Origin of the sequence: Stenotrophomonas sp. CASM114 (genome assembly GCF_049384325.1) — a bacterium.
GTDB lineage: Bacteria > Pseudomonadota > Gammaproteobacteria > Xanthomonadales > Xanthomonadaceae > Stenotrophomonas > Stenotrophomonas muris.
In genome coordinates this window covers 21523-37729 of sequence record NZ_JBMRGJ010000026.1, presented here as the reverse complement: position 1 = coordinate 37729, position 16207 = coordinate 21523, and the positions used below count along the sequence as shown (strand labels likewise).

Annotated in this window: 14 protein-coding genes; 7 read left to right on the top strand and 7 right to left on the bottom strand. The window is 67.7% G+C overall.

Features of this window, described 5'->3' with window-relative positions:
* Positions 1-5 precede the first annotated feature (5 nt).
* Positions 6-467, top strand: a complete 462-nt coding sequence (locus VG566_RS18350; protein WP_005416218.1) for a c-type cytochrome — start codon at positions 6-8, stop codon at positions 465-467.
* Positions 468-624: 157 nt separating this feature from the next.
* Here the strand turns inward: VG566_RS18350 and VG566_RS18345 are convergent, their stop codons facing one another.
* Complete coding sequence (locus VG566_RS18345) at positions 625-2508, bottom strand: ATP-binding cassette domain-containing protein (RefSeq protein WP_241884833.1); 1884 nt, start codon at positions 2506-2508, stop codon at positions 625-627.
* Between the two features lie 356 nt (positions 2509-2864).
* Positions 2865-3740, bottom strand: coding sequence for a LysR substrate-binding domain-containing protein (locus tag VG566_RS18340; RefSeq protein ID WP_014646840.1), 876 nt, complete (start codon positions 3738-3740; stop codon positions 2865-2867).
* Between the two features lie 101 nt (positions 3741-3841).
* On the opposite strand from VG566_RS18340, the gene VG566_RS18335 reads away from it, so the two are divergent.
* Together VG566_RS18335 and dbpA are read left to right on the top strand one after the other, a co-directional pair.
* Positions 3842-4921 carry a YeiH family protein gene (locus tag VG566_RS18335; RefSeq protein ID WP_241884834.1) on the top strand — a complete coding sequence of 360 codons (1080 nt, stop codon included), beginning with the start codon at positions 3842-3844 and terminating at the stop codon, positions 4919-4921.
* Positions 4922-5104: 183 nt separating this feature from the next.
* On the top strand, positions 5105-6481 hold the full coding sequence (gene dbpA / locus VG566_RS18330; RefSeq protein ID WP_049405270.1) for an ATP-dependent RNA helicase DbpA: 1377 nt from the start codon (positions 5105-5107) through the stop codon (positions 6479-6481).
* Positions 6482-6655: 174 nt separating this feature from the next.
* Here dbpA and VG566_RS18325 read toward each other — a convergent pair whose 3' ends face one another.
* The 4 genes from VG566_RS18325 to VG566_RS18310 all read right to left on the bottom strand — a co-directional run bounded on the left by VG566_RS18325 (position 6656) and on the right by VG566_RS18310 (position 10474).
* On the bottom strand, positions 6656-7192 hold the full coding sequence (locus VG566_RS18325; protein ID WP_049405272.1) for an adenine phosphoribosyltransferase: 537 nt from the start codon (positions 7190-7192) through the stop codon (positions 6656-6658).
* A 596-nt stretch (positions 7193-7788) separates the two neighbouring features.
* Entirely contained in the window at positions 7789-9354 is a 1566-nt protein-coding gene (locus tag VG566_RS18320; RefSeq protein WP_100449889.1) for a protein adenylyltransferase SelO, read from the bottom strand.
* A 32-nt stretch (positions 9355-9386) separates the two neighbouring features.
* Positions 9387-10076, bottom strand: coding sequence for a glutathione S-transferase family protein (locus VG566_RS18315; protein ID WP_014646835.1), 690 nt, complete (start codon positions 10074-10076; stop codon positions 9387-9389).
* Between the two features lie 188 nt (positions 10077-10264).
* Positions 10265-10474, bottom strand: coding sequence for a cold-shock protein (locus VG566_RS18310; RefSeq protein WP_005416210.1), 210 nt, complete (start codon positions 10472-10474; stop codon positions 10265-10267).
* A gap of 303 nt (positions 10475-10777) precedes the next feature.
* On the opposite strand from VG566_RS18310, the gene VG566_RS18305 reads away from it, so the two are divergent.
* The gene (locus tag VG566_RS18305; protein ID WP_049404194.1) at positions 10778-11266 is read left to right on the top strand and encodes a YaiI/YqxD family protein; all 489 of its coding nucleotides are present in this window, start codon (positions 10778-10780) and stop codon (positions 11264-11266) included.
* Positions 11267-11279: 13 nt separating this feature from the next.
* Here the strand turns inward: VG566_RS18305 and VG566_RS18300 are convergent, their stop codons facing one another.
* Entirely contained in the window at positions 11280-12149 is an 870-nt protein-coding gene (locus VG566_RS18300; RefSeq protein ID WP_241884838.1) for a pseudouridine synthase, read from the bottom strand.
* Positions 12150-12282: 133 nt separating this feature from the next.
* On the opposite strand from VG566_RS18300, the gene VG566_RS18295 reads away from it, so the two are divergent.
* The 3 genes from VG566_RS18295 to VG566_RS18285 all read left to right on the top strand — a co-directional run bounded on the left by VG566_RS18295 (position 12283) and on the right by VG566_RS18285 (position 16173).
* Positions 12283-12831: a YaeQ family protein gene (locus VG566_RS18295; protein WP_014646832.1), complete on the top strand. Its 549-nt coding sequence runs from the start codon at positions 12283-12285 to the stop codon at positions 12829-12831.
* Positions 12828-14012, top strand: a complete 1185-nt coding sequence (locus tag VG566_RS18290) for an NAD(P)/FAD-dependent oxidoreductase (protein ID WP_032960467.1) — start codon at positions 12828-12830, stop codon at positions 14010-14012. Before VG566_RS18295 ends, VG566_RS18290 begins: the two co-directional genes overlap by 4 nt.
* A gap of 91 nt (positions 14013-14103) precedes the next feature.
* Positions 14104-16173: an EAL domain-containing protein gene (locus VG566_RS18285; protein WP_164077976.1), complete on the top strand. Its 2070-nt coding sequence runs from the start codon at positions 14104-14106 to the stop codon at positions 16171-16173.
* Positions 16174-16207: the final 34 nt, after the last annotated feature.

The following is a 16207-nucleotide window of genomic DNA, read 5'->3' as shown; positions in this document are numbered from 1 at the left end:
CGCCCATGTCGAAAGCCGCGCATCCGATGCGTCACGCCATCGCCCTGTCCGTTGCCCTGCTGCTGGCCGCCTGCTCACAGTCGCAGGTGGAAAACAGCGAAAAATCGGCCGCCGACCCGGGCCATGCCAGCGGCGAGCACGGTTCATCGTCCTCCGCCGGCCTGCCGGCAGGTCGCGAGGCCGCCGGTGAGGCCCGCGCCAAGGTGAAGGGCAAAGCCACCAACCAGAGCTGCATCGACTGCCATGGGGCCGACGGCAATGCGCCGATCGATCCGACCTATCCGAAGCTGGGTGGGCAGTACGGTGACTACCTGGCGCACGCGCTGCAGGCCTACCGCGCCGGTGACCGCCAGCATGCGCTGATGACGCCGCAGGCGAAGGACCTGAGTGATCAGGACATCGCCGATCTGGCGGCGTACTTCGGCAGCCGGCCGAGCCAGCTGCGGGATCTGCACGGGGTCAAATGACGGCCGCCCCCCCCCCGGTCGGTGCGGACCGTCGCTTGGTAGGTGCGGACCGTTGGTCCGCACAGATTCCGGATATCCACGCATGGCGTGGATCTGCTGAGCCGAGCGTGGGCTCGGCTCTACATCAATCGGCGCGATCGCTGGCGCCGGTCAACGCTCAGCCTTCCAGCTCTTCCCAGCGCGCGTAAGCGGCATCCAGTTCGGCCTGCACCTTGGCCAGCTGCTGGGTGTGCGCCGTCACTTCAGCACTGCTGCGGGTGTAGAACGATGGGTCGTTCATCGCCGAGGTCAGCCCTTCGACATCGCCTTCCAGCTTCTCGATGGTCTTTGGCAGCTGCTCCAGCTCGCGCGCTTCCTTGTACGCCAGCTTGCGCTTGGGGGCTGCGGAAGTCGCGGCCGCAGCAGCGGCCGGTGCAGCAGTCGCCGGCTTGGCAGCCGGGGCCGCGGCAGGCGCAGCCACGCTGGCCGCATAGCGCTGCCAGTCGCTGTAGCCACCGACGTACTCGCCGATCACGCCGTCGCCTTCCATCACCAGCGTGGAGGTCACCACGTTGTCGATGAAGTCACGGTCGTGGCTGACCAGCAGCAGCGTACCGGTGTACTCGCCCAGCAGCTCTTCCAGCAGCTCCAGGGTTTCCACGTCGAGGTCGTTGGTCGGTTCGTCCATCACCAGCAGGTTGGACGGCTGCGCGAACAGCTTGGCCAGCAGCAGGCGGTTGCGCTCGCCACCGGACAGGCGGGTGATCGGCGCACGCGCGCGCTCGGGGGTGAACATGAAGTCCTGCAGGTAGGCATGCACGTGCTTGCGCTTGCCGTTGAACTCGAGGAAATCGCGGCCTTCGGCCACGTTCTCGATCGCGCTCCAGTCTTCGCGCAGCACCGCGCGGTACTGGTCGAAATAGGCGATCTGCAGGTTGGTGCCCGCATTGACCTCTCCCTTGGCCGGCTGCAGTTCACCCAGCAGCAGCTTCAGCAGCGTGGTCTTGCCGCTGCCGTTGGGGCCGATCAGGCCGATGCGGTCGCCACGCAGGATGGTGGTGGTGAAATCGCGGACCATGGTGCGCTCGCCGAAGGCGAACGAAATGTCCTTGACGTCGATGACCTTCTTGCCGGAGCTGACGCCCTGCGCGGCTTCCATCTTGACGTTACCGCTGAGGTCGCGGCGCTGCGAGCGTTCGGTGCGCATCGCCTTGAGGCGGCGCACGCGGCCCTCGTCGCGGGTACGACGGGCCTTGATGCCTTGGCGGATCCAGACTTCTTCCTGCGCCAGCAGCTTGTCGAAGCGGGCATTTTCCTGCGCCTGCGCATTGAGGCGTTCCTCGCGGCGGCGCTCGTAGTTGGCCCAGTCGCCCGGCCAGCTGGTGACCTGGCCGCGATCGATCTCGACGATGCGGGTGGCCAGCGCACGCAGGAAGCGGCGGTCATGGGTGACGAACACCACGCTGCCGCTCCAGCCCTTCAGGAACGCTTCGAGCCAGTCGATGGCTTCGATGTCCAGGTGGTTGGTCGGTTCGTCCAGCAGCAGCACGTCCGGGCTGGAGACCAGTGCACGGGCCAGCAGCACGCGGCGCTTCATGCCGCCGGACAGGCGGCCGAATTCGGCATCGCCGTCGAGGTCGAGCTTGGTCAGCGTTTCGCTGACGCGCTGGTCCAGGCCCCAGCCGTTGGCGGCGTCGATCTTGGCCTGCACGTTGCCGAGCGCTTCGCCATCGAAGACCTCGGCATGGCTGAGATGGTGGAACTCGGCCAGCCACTGGCCCAGTTCACCGAGACCATCGGCAACGACGTCGAACACCGAGCCGGCGGCGCCGTGTGGCACTTCCTGCTCCAGGCGGGTGACGCGCACGCCCTGCTGCACGCGGACTTCGCCGTCATCGGGCTTGTGGTCGCCGGACAGCAGCTTGAGCAGGGTGGATTTGCCGGCGCCGTTGCGGCCGATCAGGGCGATGCGTTCGCCCGGCTCGATCGACAGTTCGGCCTTTTCCAGCAACAACGGGCCGCCGACGCTGAAGTCGACGTTCTGCAGAGTAATCAGAGGCATCCGGATATTGTACGGGTTGGGGGCGTCGGCCGGGTTGCACCCGGCACCCGCGGTAGTGCCGGCCGCTGGCCGGCAACCTCAACGGCAACGTCAAAAGCTGGTTTCCTGTGGGATGGCGGGATGGGTCCGGTCGCGGGGGACGCCGTAAACCCGTCCCTGGGGGCTTGGCCGCGGCATCCATGCCGCGGACACCCCCGCCACCGGACCCATCCCGCCTTCGACAGATTCCTGCAATCTGTCGGAACTACATTCTGCTCTGGTGGGTGTCGACCTTGGTCGACACGGTAGATCCACGCGATGCGTGGATGAGCGCTACAAGAAGGGTCGATGGATGGAGTCGACTGGAAATCTGATGGCTACCCCACCTCCCCCAGCAACGCCTGCAACCCCGGCAGCCATTGCTTGCCGGGGTGGCGCACCAGCCACAGGGTGCGCTGCAGGGCCGGCAGCGGAGTCTCGAGCACGCGCAGGCGGCCCAGGGCCAGCGGCTCTTCCAGCGCGTGGCGCGACAGACAGGCCAGGCCGAGGCCGGCGATGGCGGCCTGCTTGATCGCTTCGGTATTGCCCAGCTGCAGGGTCTGCGCGAAGCCACGCAGGTGCGGCAGCAGGGCCTGTTCCACGGCTTCGCGGGTGCCGGAGCCAGGCTCACGCAGCAGCCAGCGTGCGCGGCGCAGTTCATCCAGCGACCAGCGTGCGCGGGCATCGGCGGCAGCCACGATCACCAGTGGGTCCTGCTGCCAGGCGGTCACCTGCAGGCCACGCTCATGGCACGGGCCTTCGATCAGGCCGGCGTCGACGTCCAGGCGCTGTACCGCGGCGACCACGCCGGCACTGTTGTCGATGCGCAGATCGACCTCGGCCTGCGGCGCCTGCCGCAGCAGTTCGGCGATGCGTGGCGGCAGCAGGTAGTTGCCGATGGTGGTACTGGCGGCCAGCACCAGCCGCAGCGGTGCGCCCTGCGACGGGTCGCCGCCGGCGGCCAGCTGCCGCTCCAGATCGGCGGCGTTGACCAGCAAGGTGCGCGCCGGCTCCAGCAGCGCGCGGCCGTGCCCGTTCAGGGCCAGGCGGCGGCCGATGCGGTCGAACAGCGGGGTGCCGAAGTGCGCCTCCAGCTCCTGCAGGGCGGCGCTGCTGGCCGACTGCGAGAGCGCGACGGCCTGGCCGGCGGCAGTGGTGGTGCCATGGTCGGCGATGGCGACGAACACCTGCAGCTGGCGCAAGGTCAGGCGCATCGAATGTACCCGCTTTATAGGTAGGTCTCACCCATATTATTCGTTTTACAGGTCAGTGACACAGGCGCACGCTTGGCCCATCACTCCAGTCCTGTCGCGCCATGAACGCCACCGCTCTCTCCTCCTGGTCCCTGCCCGCCCTGCGCCAACGCTGGCAGCCGCGCCTGCCCGGCCTGCTGCTGGTGGGCCTGATCGCGGCGGCGTCGCTGTACCTGGCCGAGCTTCCCTGGCTCCAGGCGCATGGCCTGAGCGCGCTGACCGTGGCCATCGTCGCCGGCATCGTGGTCGGCAACACCCTTTACCCGCGGCTGGCGCCGAGCAGCGCGGCCGGTGTCGGCTTCTCCAAGCACTGGCTGCTGCGCGCCGGCATCGTGCTGTACGGCCTGCGCCTGACCTTCCAGGACATCGGCCACGTCGGCGTGGCCGGCGTGCTGATGGACGTGCTGGTGGTCGCCAGCACCTTCGGGCTGGCCTGCTGGCTGGGCATGCGCGTGTTCAAGTTGGAGCGCGAAGCGGCGATGCTGATCGGCGCCGGCAGCGCGATCTGCGGCGCGGCGGCGGTGATGGCCGCCGAGCCGGTGGTGCGCGGCCGCGCTGCGCAGGTCACCGTCGCGGTCTCTACGGTGGTGGTGTTCGGCACGCTGGCGATGTTCCTTTACCCGGCGTTGTATGCACTGGTGCAGTCGCACGGCTGGCTGGCAATGGACGCGCGGCAGTACGGCCTGTTCACCGGTGCGACGGTGCATGAAGTGGCACAGGTGGTGGCGGCAGGCCGCGCGGTCAACGAAGCAGCGGCCGACACGGCGGTGATCACCAAGATGGTGCGGGTGATGCTGCTGGCGCCGTTCCTGGTCGCGCTGTCGCTGTGGCTGGCGCGTGGCGGCAAGGCCAGCGCCGACGGCAGCAAGGCGCGCATCGTGGTGCCGTGGTTCGCTTTTGGTTTCGTGGCGGTGGCCGGGTTCAACTCGCTGCATCTGCTGCCGGCGGGCCTGCAGGCGGGGCTGGTGCAGCTGGATACCGTGCTGCTGGCGATGGCGATGGCCGCGCTGGGCCTGACCACCCACGTCTCGGCGCTGCGCCAGGCCGGGCTGAAGCCGCTGCTGCTGGCGCTGATCCTGTTCGCCTGGCTGCTGTTCGGTGGCCTGGCGATCCATCAGGGTGTACTGGCGGTGCTTGGCTGAGCAGGAGCGTGCCGACCCAGGTCGGCATCCACCCGTAGATCCACGCCATGCGTGGATGCCCCCCGGTGTATTCACGCCCTGCGTGGATGACGACTCCGATGGGGTCAGAGCCCTTTCCTGCGGAAAGGGATTCGACCCCATCCGATCAGGCGGGACCGGCCGCGCAGGCAGGTACAATGCGCCATGACTGACTTCTCGACCCTGCCGCTGAGCCCGGCCCTGCAGCCCGGCCTGGATGCCCTCGGCTACACCACCCTCACCCCCGTGCAGGCGCAGAGCCTGCCGGCCATCCTCGATGGCCGTGATGTGATCGCACAGGCACCCACCGGCAGCGGCAAGACCGCCGCCTTCGGCCTTGGCCTGCTGCAGTCCATCGACCCCAGCCTGATCCGCGTGCAGGCGCTGGTGCTGTGCCCGACCCGCGAACTGGCCGACCAGGTCGGCAAGCAGATCCGCAAGCTGGCCACCGGCATCCCCAACCTGAAGCTGTTGCTGCTGGTGGGCGGCGTGCCGCTGGGCCCGCAGCTGGCGTCGCTTGAAGGCCACGATCCGCATGTGGTGGTCGGGACGCCCGGCCGCGTGCAGGAGCTGGCACGCAAGCGCGCGCTGAACCTGGGCGCGGTGCGCACGCTGGTGCTGGACGAGGCCGACCGCATGCTCGACATGGGCTTCGAGGAGCCGATCCGCGAGATCGCCGGCCGCACCCACAAGGATCGCCAGAGCCTGCTGTTCTCCGCCACCTTCCCCGACAGCATCCGCGCCATGGCGCGTGACCTGCTGCGCGACGCGGTGGAAGTGACCGTGGAAGGCGCCGACCAGGCCCCCGCCATCCGCCACCTGTTCTGCGAGGTGGAACCGGCGCACCGCCAGAAGGCGCTGGCCGGCCTGCTGCTCAAGTACACGCCGGAATCGGCGGTCGTGTTCTGCAACACCCGCAAGGACGTGGACGAAGTGGCCAACTCGCTGCAGCAGTTCGGCTTCTCCGCACTGGCCCTGCATGGCGACATGGAGCAGCGCGACCGCGAGGAAGTGCTGTTGCTGCTGGCCAACCGCAGCTGCAACGTGCTGGTCGCCAGCGACGTCGCCGCGCGCGGCCTGGACGTGGAAGAGCTGGCGGCGGTGATCAACTACGAACTGCCGACCGACGTGGAGAGCTACCAGCACCGCGTGGGCCGTACCGGGCGCGCCGGTGCCAGCGGCCTGGCGATCAGCCTGGTGGCCGGCCGCGAGAAGACCCGCGCCGACGCCATCGAAGCGCAGATGGGGCAGCCGCTGGACTGGCAGAAGACGCCGCTGGCAACCTCGCGCCCGGCCGAACTGCCGCAGGCCGCGATGCGCACGCTGCGCATCGACGGTGGCAAGACCGACAAGCTGCGCCCGGGCGACATCCTCGGTGCGCTGACCGGTGATGCCGGCCTGTCGAGCAAGTTCATCGGCAAGATCGCGATCTTCCCGACCCGCTCCTATGTGGCGATCGCGCGTGAGCAGGCCAACAAGGCCGTGGCCAAGCTGGAAGCCGGCAAGATCAAGGGCCGTCGTTTCCGCGTGCGGATGATGTGATTGAAGCAGCGTTGCCAACCACGGTTGGTAACGATCTGGCCTGGTAGCGGCCAACCTTGGTTGGCCCGTCCATGGCACCCGTCGCGAAAAGTGCTGCCAACCAAGGTTGGCAACGACCGGCTCCCGGCCATTCACGCTGGCAGGTGCCAACCCTGGTTGGCACCCACCCTTCGGTCAGAACACCAGTTCGGTGTGCAGCGGCAGGTCCGATTCCCAGCGGGCGCGACCTCCGAGGCCGTCCAGTTCGACCAGTACACCGGCGCCGACCACTTCAACGCCCAGGCGGCGCACCAGCGACAGCGCAGCGACCAGCGTGCCGCCGGTGGCCAGCACGTCGTCGATGATCACCACGCGGGCGCCAGCCGGCAGCGCATCGGCATGCACTTCGATGCAGTCGCTGCGGTATTCCAGCGTGTATTCTTCGCGCAGGACCTGGCCCGGCAGCTTGCCCGGCTTGCGCACCGGCACGAAGCCGACGCCCAGCTCCAGCGCCATCGCGGCACCGAGGATGAACCCACGCGATTCGATGCCGACCACTGCGTCCAGCTTCTGGTCGCGCCAACGGTCGGCCATCGCGGTGATCGCGCCGCGGAAATCCTCGCCATGGGCGAGCAGCGGCATGATGTCCTTGAACAGGATGCCGGGCTTGGGGAAGTCGGCGATGTCGCGCAGGCGGGAGGCCCACTGCGGAGCGACGATGGCGTCGGTCATGTCACATTGGCTATCTGATGGCGGCATAGGGTACCTGTTCCGGGCGCCGCCTGCCTGTTGGTGGTGTCCGGCCGGGCTGCGCCCGGCACCTGCGGTAGTGCCGGCCGCTGGCCGGCAACCTCAACAGCAACTGCAACTGCAACTGCCTGCATCCCGAGGGATGGCGGGGCGGGCCCGGTTGCGGGGGACGCCGTAGATACGTCCGCGTAGGCTCGGTCGCGCCATCCATGGCGTTCACGCCCCCGCAACCGGACCCACCCCGCCTTCGACAGATTCCTGCGACCTGTCGGAATTGCTCATGGGGTCAGATCCGTTTTACGAAGGAAAACGGATCTGACCCCGGAATTTCATTCGATATCTGACAGATGTGTCGACCAAGGTCGACACCTACCCACAGCCGCGGGAATCTGTCGGAGGTGGGGCGGTGTCGGAGTGCGGGGTGTCAGCCGCATGGATGCGGCTGCCAAGCTTACAGGGACGTACTTGCAGCGTCCCCGCACTCCGACACCGCCCCGCCAAACCACGGAATCCGCTTTTGCTCTGGCTGTTGATCTGGCCTCCGCAGGTGCAGGGCGCAGCCCTGCCGAAACCCACCCTCAGGAACTGCAGGACAGCATCGAGCAACCGGCGCGATTGTCGGCCCACGCCGGGCGCTTGCCAGCGAAGTGTTCCAGGCCGGCACGCTCGGTGTACGGGTCGCGCAGCACGTCCTGCAGTGCATGGACGCCGCCGAGATCCCCCTGCTCTGCGCGGTCGATCGCTTCCTGGGCCAGCCAGTTGCGCAGCACGTACAGCGGGTTGGCCGCTGCCATCTTCGCCTGGCGTTCGCTGGCCGCCAGCGGATCGCGGCGCAGGCGCGCTGCGTAGTCCTGCAGCCAGTGCTGCAGCGGTGCCTGCACTGCCTGTCGCCGCGCCTCGTCGTAGTACACCGCGTCAAGAACCGTCGCATCTGCTGCCGCCGGGTCGATGCGCATCAGTGCGCGCCATGCCAGGGTCATGTCCATTGCGCCCTCCTGCATCAGCTGTTGCCAGCGCTGGTAGAGCTGCAGGTCATCACCGTCGGCAGCAGCCAGCCCCAGCTTCGCTGCAGCATCGCGACGCGTGCAGGCCACGAACGTGGACTGGTAAGCCGCCAGGCCTGCCTGCAGCGGTGCGACATCGGCGAACAGCGGCGACAGCGCCTGCGCCAATCGGCCCAGGTTCCAGTACGCCACCTGCGGCTGGGTGCCGAAGCGGTAGCGGCGCCCCTGGGCGTCGGTGGTGTTCGGCGTCCAGTCCGGATCGAAGTCCTCGACCCAGCCATAGGGGCCGTAATCCAGCGTCACACCGAGCACGGACAGGTTGTCGGTGTTCATCACGCCGTGCACGAAGCCGACACGCATCCAGTGCGCGATCATCTCGGCCGTGCGCACCGCGATCTGCGCGAACCAGTCGCCGTACAGCGCCTCGCCCTGCCCTTGCAGTTCGGGGAAGTCGCGGGCGATGCAGGCATCCACCAGCTGCTGCAGCAGGGCGGTTTCACCGCGCGAGGCCGGCAGTTCGAACGAACCGAAGCGCAGGAACGACGGCGAGACCCGGCATACGATGGCGCCTGGCTCGGCACGCGGATGGCCGTCATAGAACATGTCGCGCACCACGTCCTCACCGGTGCCGACCAGTGACAACGCGCGCGTAGTCGGCACGCCAAGGTGATGCATCGCCTCGCTGCACAGGAATTCGCGGATCGATGAGCGCAGCACTGCCCGTCCATCGGCCCCCCGCGAGTACGGCGTTGGCCCGGCCCCCTTCAACTGCAGCTCCCAGTGCTGGCCACCCGGCGCAACCAGCTCACCCAGCGAAATCGCACGCCCGTCGCCGAGCTGGCCGGCCCAGTGGCCAAACTGATGGCCACCGTAGTTGGCTGCCCACGGTTGCATGCCGGCGTACAGCGCATTGCCGCCGAATACCTGCGCGAAACCTTCGCTTTCGACTTCAGCGGTATCGAAGCCAAGCATTTCGGCGACGTCCGGCGCCCAGGCCAACAGCGTGGGCGCCGTCACCGGGGTCGGCATCACGGGCGACCAGGCAGCGCCCAGCACTTCGCGCCTGCGCGGGCTGGATTCGGGGTCGCCCGGCAGGGTGTGCAGCAGGCGGTTGTCGAAACGGGGAGTGTCGGTATCCATGGTGCTGGAGATGAGGGCGACGGCCGCCTTCCTCAATTGCCGCCGAGCGCCTGCAGGTGGCCGCCGTGGGCCTCGGCACGCTGGTAGGCCGGGCGTTCACCGATACGCTTGAGGAAGCCACGCAGTGCCGGTTTGTCGTCCAGGCCACCACCGCGCGCGGCAGCGGCCTGGATCGGGAAGCTCATCTGGATGTCGGCCGCACTGAAACGCTCGCCGGCAAACCACGGGCTTTCGGCCAGGCGGCGCTCCATCCAGTCCAGGTGCAGGCGCCGCTGCGGGCCGATGAAGCCGCGCTCGGCCTTGTCGGCAATGCTGCGTGCGATCGGGCGCGCGAAGAACGGCATCGGCGCGTTGCGTATGCGGCCCATCACCAGGGTTAGCAGCAACGGTGGCATCGCCGAGCCTTCGGCGTAGTGCAGCCAGTAGCGGTAAGCGATGCGTTCGGCCCCGTCGGCCGGCATTGGTGACGGCGACAGCTGGCGTTGCGTGTCGTAACGGTCAGCGAGGTAGTCGAGGATCGCGCCGGACTCGGCCAGTACCAGCTCACCATCCTGCAGTACCGGAGACTTGCCGAGCGGATGCACGTTGCGCAGTTCCGGCGGCGCCAGCAGCGTCTTCGGATCGCGCGGATAGCGGCGCAGTTCGTAGTCCAACCCCAGCTCCTCCAGCATCCACAGCACGCGCAGCGAACGGGAGTTTTCCAGATGGTGGACGATGCGCATGGGGGTGATCCCTTGGGGAGACGCGCATCGTACCGCGCCGGCTGCATGTCCTTTGTAGAGTCGAGCCATGCTCGACTGTCTTTGGGCGCAGTCCAGCATGGCTCGACTCTACAAAAAAAAGGCGGGCAATAAAAAACGCCGGAAGCTTTCGCTTCCGGCGTTCTGGCTACCCAACGGTAGCAGACGGATTAGACCGCCTGCACCTGGTCAGCCTGCATGCCCTTCTGACCCTGGACGGCGATGAAGGTAACCTTCTGGCCTTCCTGCAGGGTCTTGAAGCCGGTGCCCTGGATCGCGCGGAAGTGCACGAACAGGTCCGGGCCGCTTTCCGGGGTGATGAAGCCGAAGCCCTTGGCGTCGTTGAACCACTTGACGGTACCGGTCTGACGTTCAGACATTTTTACTAACTCCTGAAACACATGTTGAAAAAAATCGCAGCCACCGGGTATCGGGGCCGAGACTGAGTTGCAGGCGTTGGTAAAGCGGATCGATGAGCGGATCGTGAGATCAACTGCACCAGGCCACGATTCACGGTGACCCTAGCAAACACAGTGGGTCGCACGATACGCGTGTTTTCTGCAAAAAGCGATAGCCCCGACGTTCATGGGAATACGTCACCCGCTAGGCGTGACAAGGGTTGGCAGCCTCTCGCGGCTAACTCCGAGTCCCCATTCAGGTTTTTCCTACCCTACACTGGGTAAATGACTGAAGCTGAAATCCCCGCTGAACACGCCTCTCCCCGCATCTGGGTGGATGCGGACGCCTGTCCGACCGTCATCCGCGACATCCTGTTCCGTGCGGCTGAACGGGTCGGGATCGAACTGACCCTGGTCGCCAACCAGTGGATCCGCACCCCGCCCTCGCGCTGGCTGCGCTCGATCCAGGTGCCGCAGGGGCTGGACGTGGCCGACAGCGCCATCGTCGAGCGGGTCGCCGCGGGGGACCTGGTGGTCACCCAGGACATCCCGCTGGCCGCGCTGGTGCTGGAGAAGCAGGCCGTCGCGCTGAACCCGCGCGGCCAGTTGTACACACCGAACAACATGGCCGAGCGACTGTCGATGCGCAATTTCATGGAGGAACTGCGCGGCGCCGGGGTCCAGACCGGCGGACCGCCGCCCCTGGGCCCCCGCGACCGGCAGCTGTTCGCCGCCGAGCTGGACCGCTGGCTGGCGCGACGCCCGGCCCGCTGAGCGCCTGGCCGCCCTAAGCCGGAAGGCTCAGGCTGCGGCCGCTGCTGAACATCCGTCGTGCACCACTCAACGGGTCATCGAAAGCCAGGGCCCGCGCCAGCAGCTGCAGCGGCGCCTCGGCTACGTCCGGTGCCCGTTGCCGAAGCTGCGGGTACAGGTCGTCACCCATGATCGGCGCCCCCAGCATGGCCATGTGCACGCGCAGCTGATGCTTGCGGCCGGTTTCCGGCAGCAGCCGGTAGCGCCAGATCGGCCCTTCGGCCTCGATCAGCTCGATCCGGCTGCGCGCATTGGCCTCGCCGGGCACTTCGGTTATGCGGAAGAACGGCTCGCCCGGCACCAGGCGGCTGCACCGCTGCAGCGGAAACTCCCGCCCCGGCAGCGCCGGTGCCAAGGCCTCATAGGTCTTTTCGATGCGCCGCTCACGGAACAGGCGCTGGTAAGCATCGCGCGACGCACGCTGGGTCGAGAACAGCACCAACCCGGCCGTCAGCCGATCCAGCCGGTGCAGCGGCACCAGATCGGCATTGCCGGTGCGGGCGACCAGTCGCGCCAGCAGCGTCTCGCGTACATGCCCGCCCGCCGGTGTCACCGGCAGGAAATGCGGCTTGTCGGCCACCAGCAGGTGCGCATCCAGATGGACGATGGTTTCGGTGAAGGGGATCACCGGTTCGTCGGCCACCTCGCGGAAGTACTGGATGTCCAGCCCGACCTGCCAGGGCATGTCCGCAGTGAGCGCCCTGCCCTGTGCGTCCAGCACGCGGCCGCGCGCGAAGCGATCCTGCCATTGCGCGCGCGCGATGCGCGGAAAACGTGCACACAGGCCATCCAGCAGGGTGGCCCAGGGGCCGGGCGGCAGCTGCAACCGGCTGGGCAAGCTCATCAAGCTCATGGCGTCCACTCCGGCCACGGGAAAGAGCGCAAGAGTGCCACCGTTGACGGTGCGCAGACAGTCCGGCCACGGACACCCCCGGAGCAAACCTCTATCATTGTCCTCTTTAGTCCACGGATCCCCCATGGCTCTTACCGCCACCATCCGCAAGGCCGAACTGCAGATCAGCGACATGGATCGCGGCTACTACGCGACCCACAACCTGACCCTGGCCCAGCATCCGTCCGAGACCGACGAGCGCCTGATGGTGCGCCTGCTCGCCTTCGCGCTGAACGCCGGCGATCGCCTGGAGTTCGGCCGCGGCCTGAGTACCGATGACGAGCCCGATCTGTGGGAACACGACTACACCGGCGACATCCTGCAGTGGATCGACCTGGGCCACCCGGACGAATCGCGCATCCGCAAGGCCAGCAATCGCAGCCGCCAGGTGCAGGTGGTCAACTACGGCGGCAACGCCTCGGAGATCTGGTGGAGCAAGCAGGGCAAGGGCCTGGCGCGCTTCGACAATCTTTCGGTGGTCGCTCTGGACGGCGAATTCGTCGAGCGCTGGGGCCAGCAGATCCAGCGTGCCATGCGTTGGAGCGTGCTGATCCAGGACGGCGAAGTGCAGCTGCTCAACGACCAGATCCAGCTCGACGTGATCCCGGACTGGCGCAAGCGCGCCAAGGCATGAGCACCATCCGTTGCGATGTGGTGGTCATCGGTGCCGGCGCAGCCGGGCTGATGACCGCGATCACTGCCGGCCAGCGCGGCCGCCAGGTGCAGGTGATCGACCATGCCAACAAGGTCGGCAAGAAGATCCTGATGTCCGGCGGTGGCCGCTGCAACTTCACCAACACCGGCACCACCCCGGCCAACTTCCTGTCGGCCAACCCGCACTTCTGCAAGTCGGCGCTGGCCCGCTACACGCCCTGGCATTTCATCGAGCTGGTGCACAAGCACGGCATCGCCTATCACGAAAAGGAACTGGGGCAGCTGTTCTGCGATATCTCGTCCAAGCAGATCGTGAAGATGCTGGTGGACGAGTGCCAGGCGGCCGGCGTACAGATCCGTACCGAGTGCAGCGTGCAGCGCATCGAGCACGGCAGCGATGGTTTCCGCGTGCACACCACCCAGGGCCTGTTCCATTGCGCCTCGCTGGTGGTTGCCACCGGTGGCCTGTCGATTCCCAGCATGGGGGCCAGCGGCTTTGGCTATGAGGTGGCCCGCCAGTTCGGCCACCAGGTACTGCCGACCCGCGCCGGGCTGGTGCCGCTGACCCTCAGCGGCAAGCACCAGGAGCGGCTGGCCGACCTCAGCGGCGTCGCACTGCCGATCGAGGCGCGCTGCAACGGAAAGAGTTTCCAGAACTTCATGCTGCTGACCCACCGTGGCGTAAGCGGCCCGGCCATCCTGCAGATTTCGTCGTTCTGGCAGCCCGGCGATGCGCTGGAGCTGGACCTGTTGCCGGGCCAGGATGCCGGCGAGTGGTTGCGCCAGATGAAGCGCGACCGCCCGGCCGCCGAGCTGCGCACGGTGCTGGGCGAGGTACTGCCGAAGCGGCTGGCGCAACGCCTGTGCGAGCACTGGCTGCCCGACCGGCCCGTGCGCCAGCTGGACGAGCCGGTGCTGCGCCAGGCCGCGCAGCTGCTGGGCGCATTCCCGCTGGTGGCCAGCGGCACCGAAGGCTACCGCACCGCCGAGGTCACCCTGGGCGGCGTGGACACCGCCGAAGTGTCATCCTCGACGATGGAATCCAAGCGCGTGCCCGGCCTGCACTTCGTTGGCGAGGTGCTGGACGTGACCGGCTGGCTGGGCGGCTACAACTTCCAATGGGCCTGGGCCAGCGGCCACGCAGCGGGCGGCGTGGTGTGAACCACTTCGCCGTTCGACGCGCGCCAGGGGTGCGCGCATGGACGGTTCGCCGCGCATCGTGTATCTAGATTCGCAGATTGGGGAGCAGTGCATGCAGAACGCGAACGACATCACCATCCGCCTGCTGATCGTCGATGACAGCGGCGAGAATGCCGAAGCCATCGTCAGCACCCTGCGCAACAGCGGCATCGCGGTACGCCCGTGGCGCCCGCAGGATGCGGCCGAGCTGGCCCAGGTGCTGACCAGCCAGGCCATCGACCTGGTGCTGGCCTCGCCTTCGCAGGGCATCCCGCTGCAGCTGGCGGCCCAGCACATCGCCGCCAGCGGCAAGGACATCCCGCTGGTGCTGCTGGCCGAGCGCATCGACGAGGACGAACTGGTGCAGGCCAGCAGCCATGGCATCCGCGCCCTCGCCCTGCGCCAGCGCCCCGAGCATCTGCTCGCCGTGGTCCGCGACCAGTGGGTCGACCTGCAGGCGCGTCGCGGCCTGCGCCGGATCGAGGCGCAGATGCGCGAGACCGAGCGCCGCTGCGACGCGCTGATCGCCTCCTCGCGCGACCCCATCGCCTATGTGCATGAAGGCATGCACATCCGCGCCAACGACGCCTATCTGGAGATGTTCGGCTACGAGCATTTCGAGGACATCGAAGGCATTTCGCTGCTGGACATGGTCGCCGCCCAGCACGTGGAGGGCTTCAAACAGCTGCTCAAAGGCCTCAGCCGTGGCGAGGCGCCGCCGCCGCAGTACCAGCTCGACGCGCGCCACGAGGACGGCAGCTCCTTCCCGGCGACGATGGAATTTGCCGCGGCCACCTACGAGGGCGAGTCCTGCCTGCAGGTGGTGCTCCGCCGCCGCATGGAGTTCGACCCCGAGCTGGCACGCGAGGTCGAGGACCTGCGCCAGCGCGACCAGGTCACCGGCCTGCTCAATCGCCCGACCTTCATGCTGCAGCTGGAAAGCGCGGTGGCCCAGGCCGGGCGCAGCGAGGGTCAGTTCGGCCTGCTGCTGATCGAGCCTGACCACTACGCGCGCCTGCTGCCGGATATCGGCTTGGCGTCGGCCGACATCCTGATCGGCGCTCTCGCCGCCCTGCTGGCCGAGGTGGTCGGCGAGGACGCGCAACTGGCCCGCTTCGGCGAACACAATTTCGCCGTGCTGCAGGCCGGGCCCTACGCGCAGACCGTGGCGCTGGCCGAGCGCATCCGCGAAGCCTATGCCGCACATGTCTTCAGCATCGGCGCACGCTCGGCCACGGTGACGGTCAGCATCGGTGGCGTGCAGGTGGGCGAGAAGATCGCCAGCATCGGCCAGGTGCTGGCGCGCGCCAGCGACTGCACCCAGGCCGCCGCCGAACTGGGCAACACCTGCCGCATCTTCGACCCGGCTGCCGCCGACCGTGTCGAGGAAGAACGCGTACAGCGCTGGGTTGCGCGCATCCGCGAGGCGCTGGCCGGCGACGGCTTCCAGCTGCACTACCAGCCGGTGCTGAACCTGCAGGGCGAGCCACTGGAGCTGTACGAGGCCTACCTGCGCCTGGAGAACAATGGCGAGCTGCTGAGCCCGACCGCGTTCCTGGGCATCGCCGAGGAACACGGCCTGCTGGCCGACATCAATCGCTGGGTGGTCTCGCAGGCCATCGCGGTGCTCGGCCAGCGCGCACGCGAAGGCAACGCCACCCAGGTGCTGGTGAAGGTGACGCCGGAATCGTTCGACGACCCGCAGATGATCGCCACGCTGCGCCGCGAACTGCAGGCACAGGGCGTGCCCGGCGAACGGCTGTGGCTGCATGCGCCGGAAGCGAAGGTTTTCACCCACCTGCGCAGTGCGCAGCAGTTCCTAGCCGAAGTGGCGCCGCTGGGCTGCCGCATCGGCCTGGAGCAGTTCGGTTCGGGGCTGGATTCATTCCAGCTGCTGGCCCACTTCCAGCCGCAGTTCCTCAAGCTGGACCGGGGCTTCACCAGCGACCTGGCCGCCACGCGCGAGAACATCGACCGCATCAGCCAGATCACCGCGCGCGCACAGGAAGCGGGTATCCGCACCATTGCCGAGTTCGTCAGCGATGCCAACTCGATGACGCTGCTGTTCAGTGCCGGCGTGGATTACGTGCAGGGCGACTTCGTCGGCCCGGCGCTGCCGGAGATGGGCTTCGAGTTCGGGTGACGCCTCTCTGTAGAGCCGAGCCACGCTCGGCTGC

Bases quoted from the DNA above. Each gene is read 5' to 3' on its own strand.
- VG566_RS18350 (WP_005416218.1), top strand. From the start codon at position 6: ATGTCGAAAGCCGCGCATCCGATGCGTCACGCCATCGCCCTGTCCGTT.
- VG566_RS18345 (WP_241884833.1), bottom strand. From the start codon at position 2,508: ATGCCTCTGATTACTCTGCAGAACGTCGACTTCAGCGTCGGCGGCCCG.
- VG566_RS18340 (WP_014646840.1), bottom strand. From the start codon at position 3,740: ATGCGCCTGACCTTGCGCCAGCTGCAGGTGTTCGTCGCCATCGCCGAC.
- VG566_RS18335 (WP_241884834.1), top strand. From the start codon at position 3,842: ATGAACGCCACCGCTCTCTCCTCCTGGTCCCTGCCCGCCCTGCGCCAA.
- dbpA (WP_049405270.1), top strand. From the start codon at position 5,105: ATGACTGACTTCTCGACCCTGCCGCTGAGCCCGGCCCTGCAGCCCGGC.
- VG566_RS18325 (WP_049405272.1), bottom strand. From the start codon at position 7,192: ATGACCGACGCCATCGTCGCTCCGCAGTGGGCCTCCCGCCTGCGCGAC.
- VG566_RS18320 (WP_100449889.1), bottom strand. From the start codon at position 9,354: ATGGATACCGACACTCCCCGTTTCGACAACCGCCTGCTGCACACCCTG.
- VG566_RS18315 (WP_014646835.1), bottom strand. From the start codon at position 10,076: ATGCGCATCGTCCACCATCTGGAAAACTCCCGTTCGCTGCGCGTGCTG.
- VG566_RS18310 (WP_005416210.1), bottom strand. From the start codon at position 10,474: ATGTCTGAACGTCAGACCGGTACCGTCAAGTGGTTCAACGACGCCAAG.
- VG566_RS18305 (WP_049404194.1), top strand. From the start codon at position 10,778: ATGACTGAAGCTGAAATCCCCGCTGAACACGCCTCTCCCCGCATCTGG.
- VG566_RS18300 (WP_241884838.1), bottom strand. From the start codon at position 12,149: ATGAGCTTGCCCAGCCGGTTGCAGCTGCCGCCCGGCCCCTGGGCCACC.
- VG566_RS18295 (WP_014646832.1), top strand. From the start codon at position 12,283: ATGGCTCTTACCGCCACCATCCGCAAGGCCGAACTGCAGATCAGCGAC.
- VG566_RS18290 (WP_032960467.1), top strand. From the start codon at position 12,828: ATGAGCACCATCCGTTGCGATGTGGTGGTCATCGGTGCCGGCGCAGCC.
- VG566_RS18285 (WP_164077976.1), top strand. From the start codon at position 14,104: ATGCAGAACGCGAACGACATCACCATCCGCCTGCTGATCGTCGATGAC.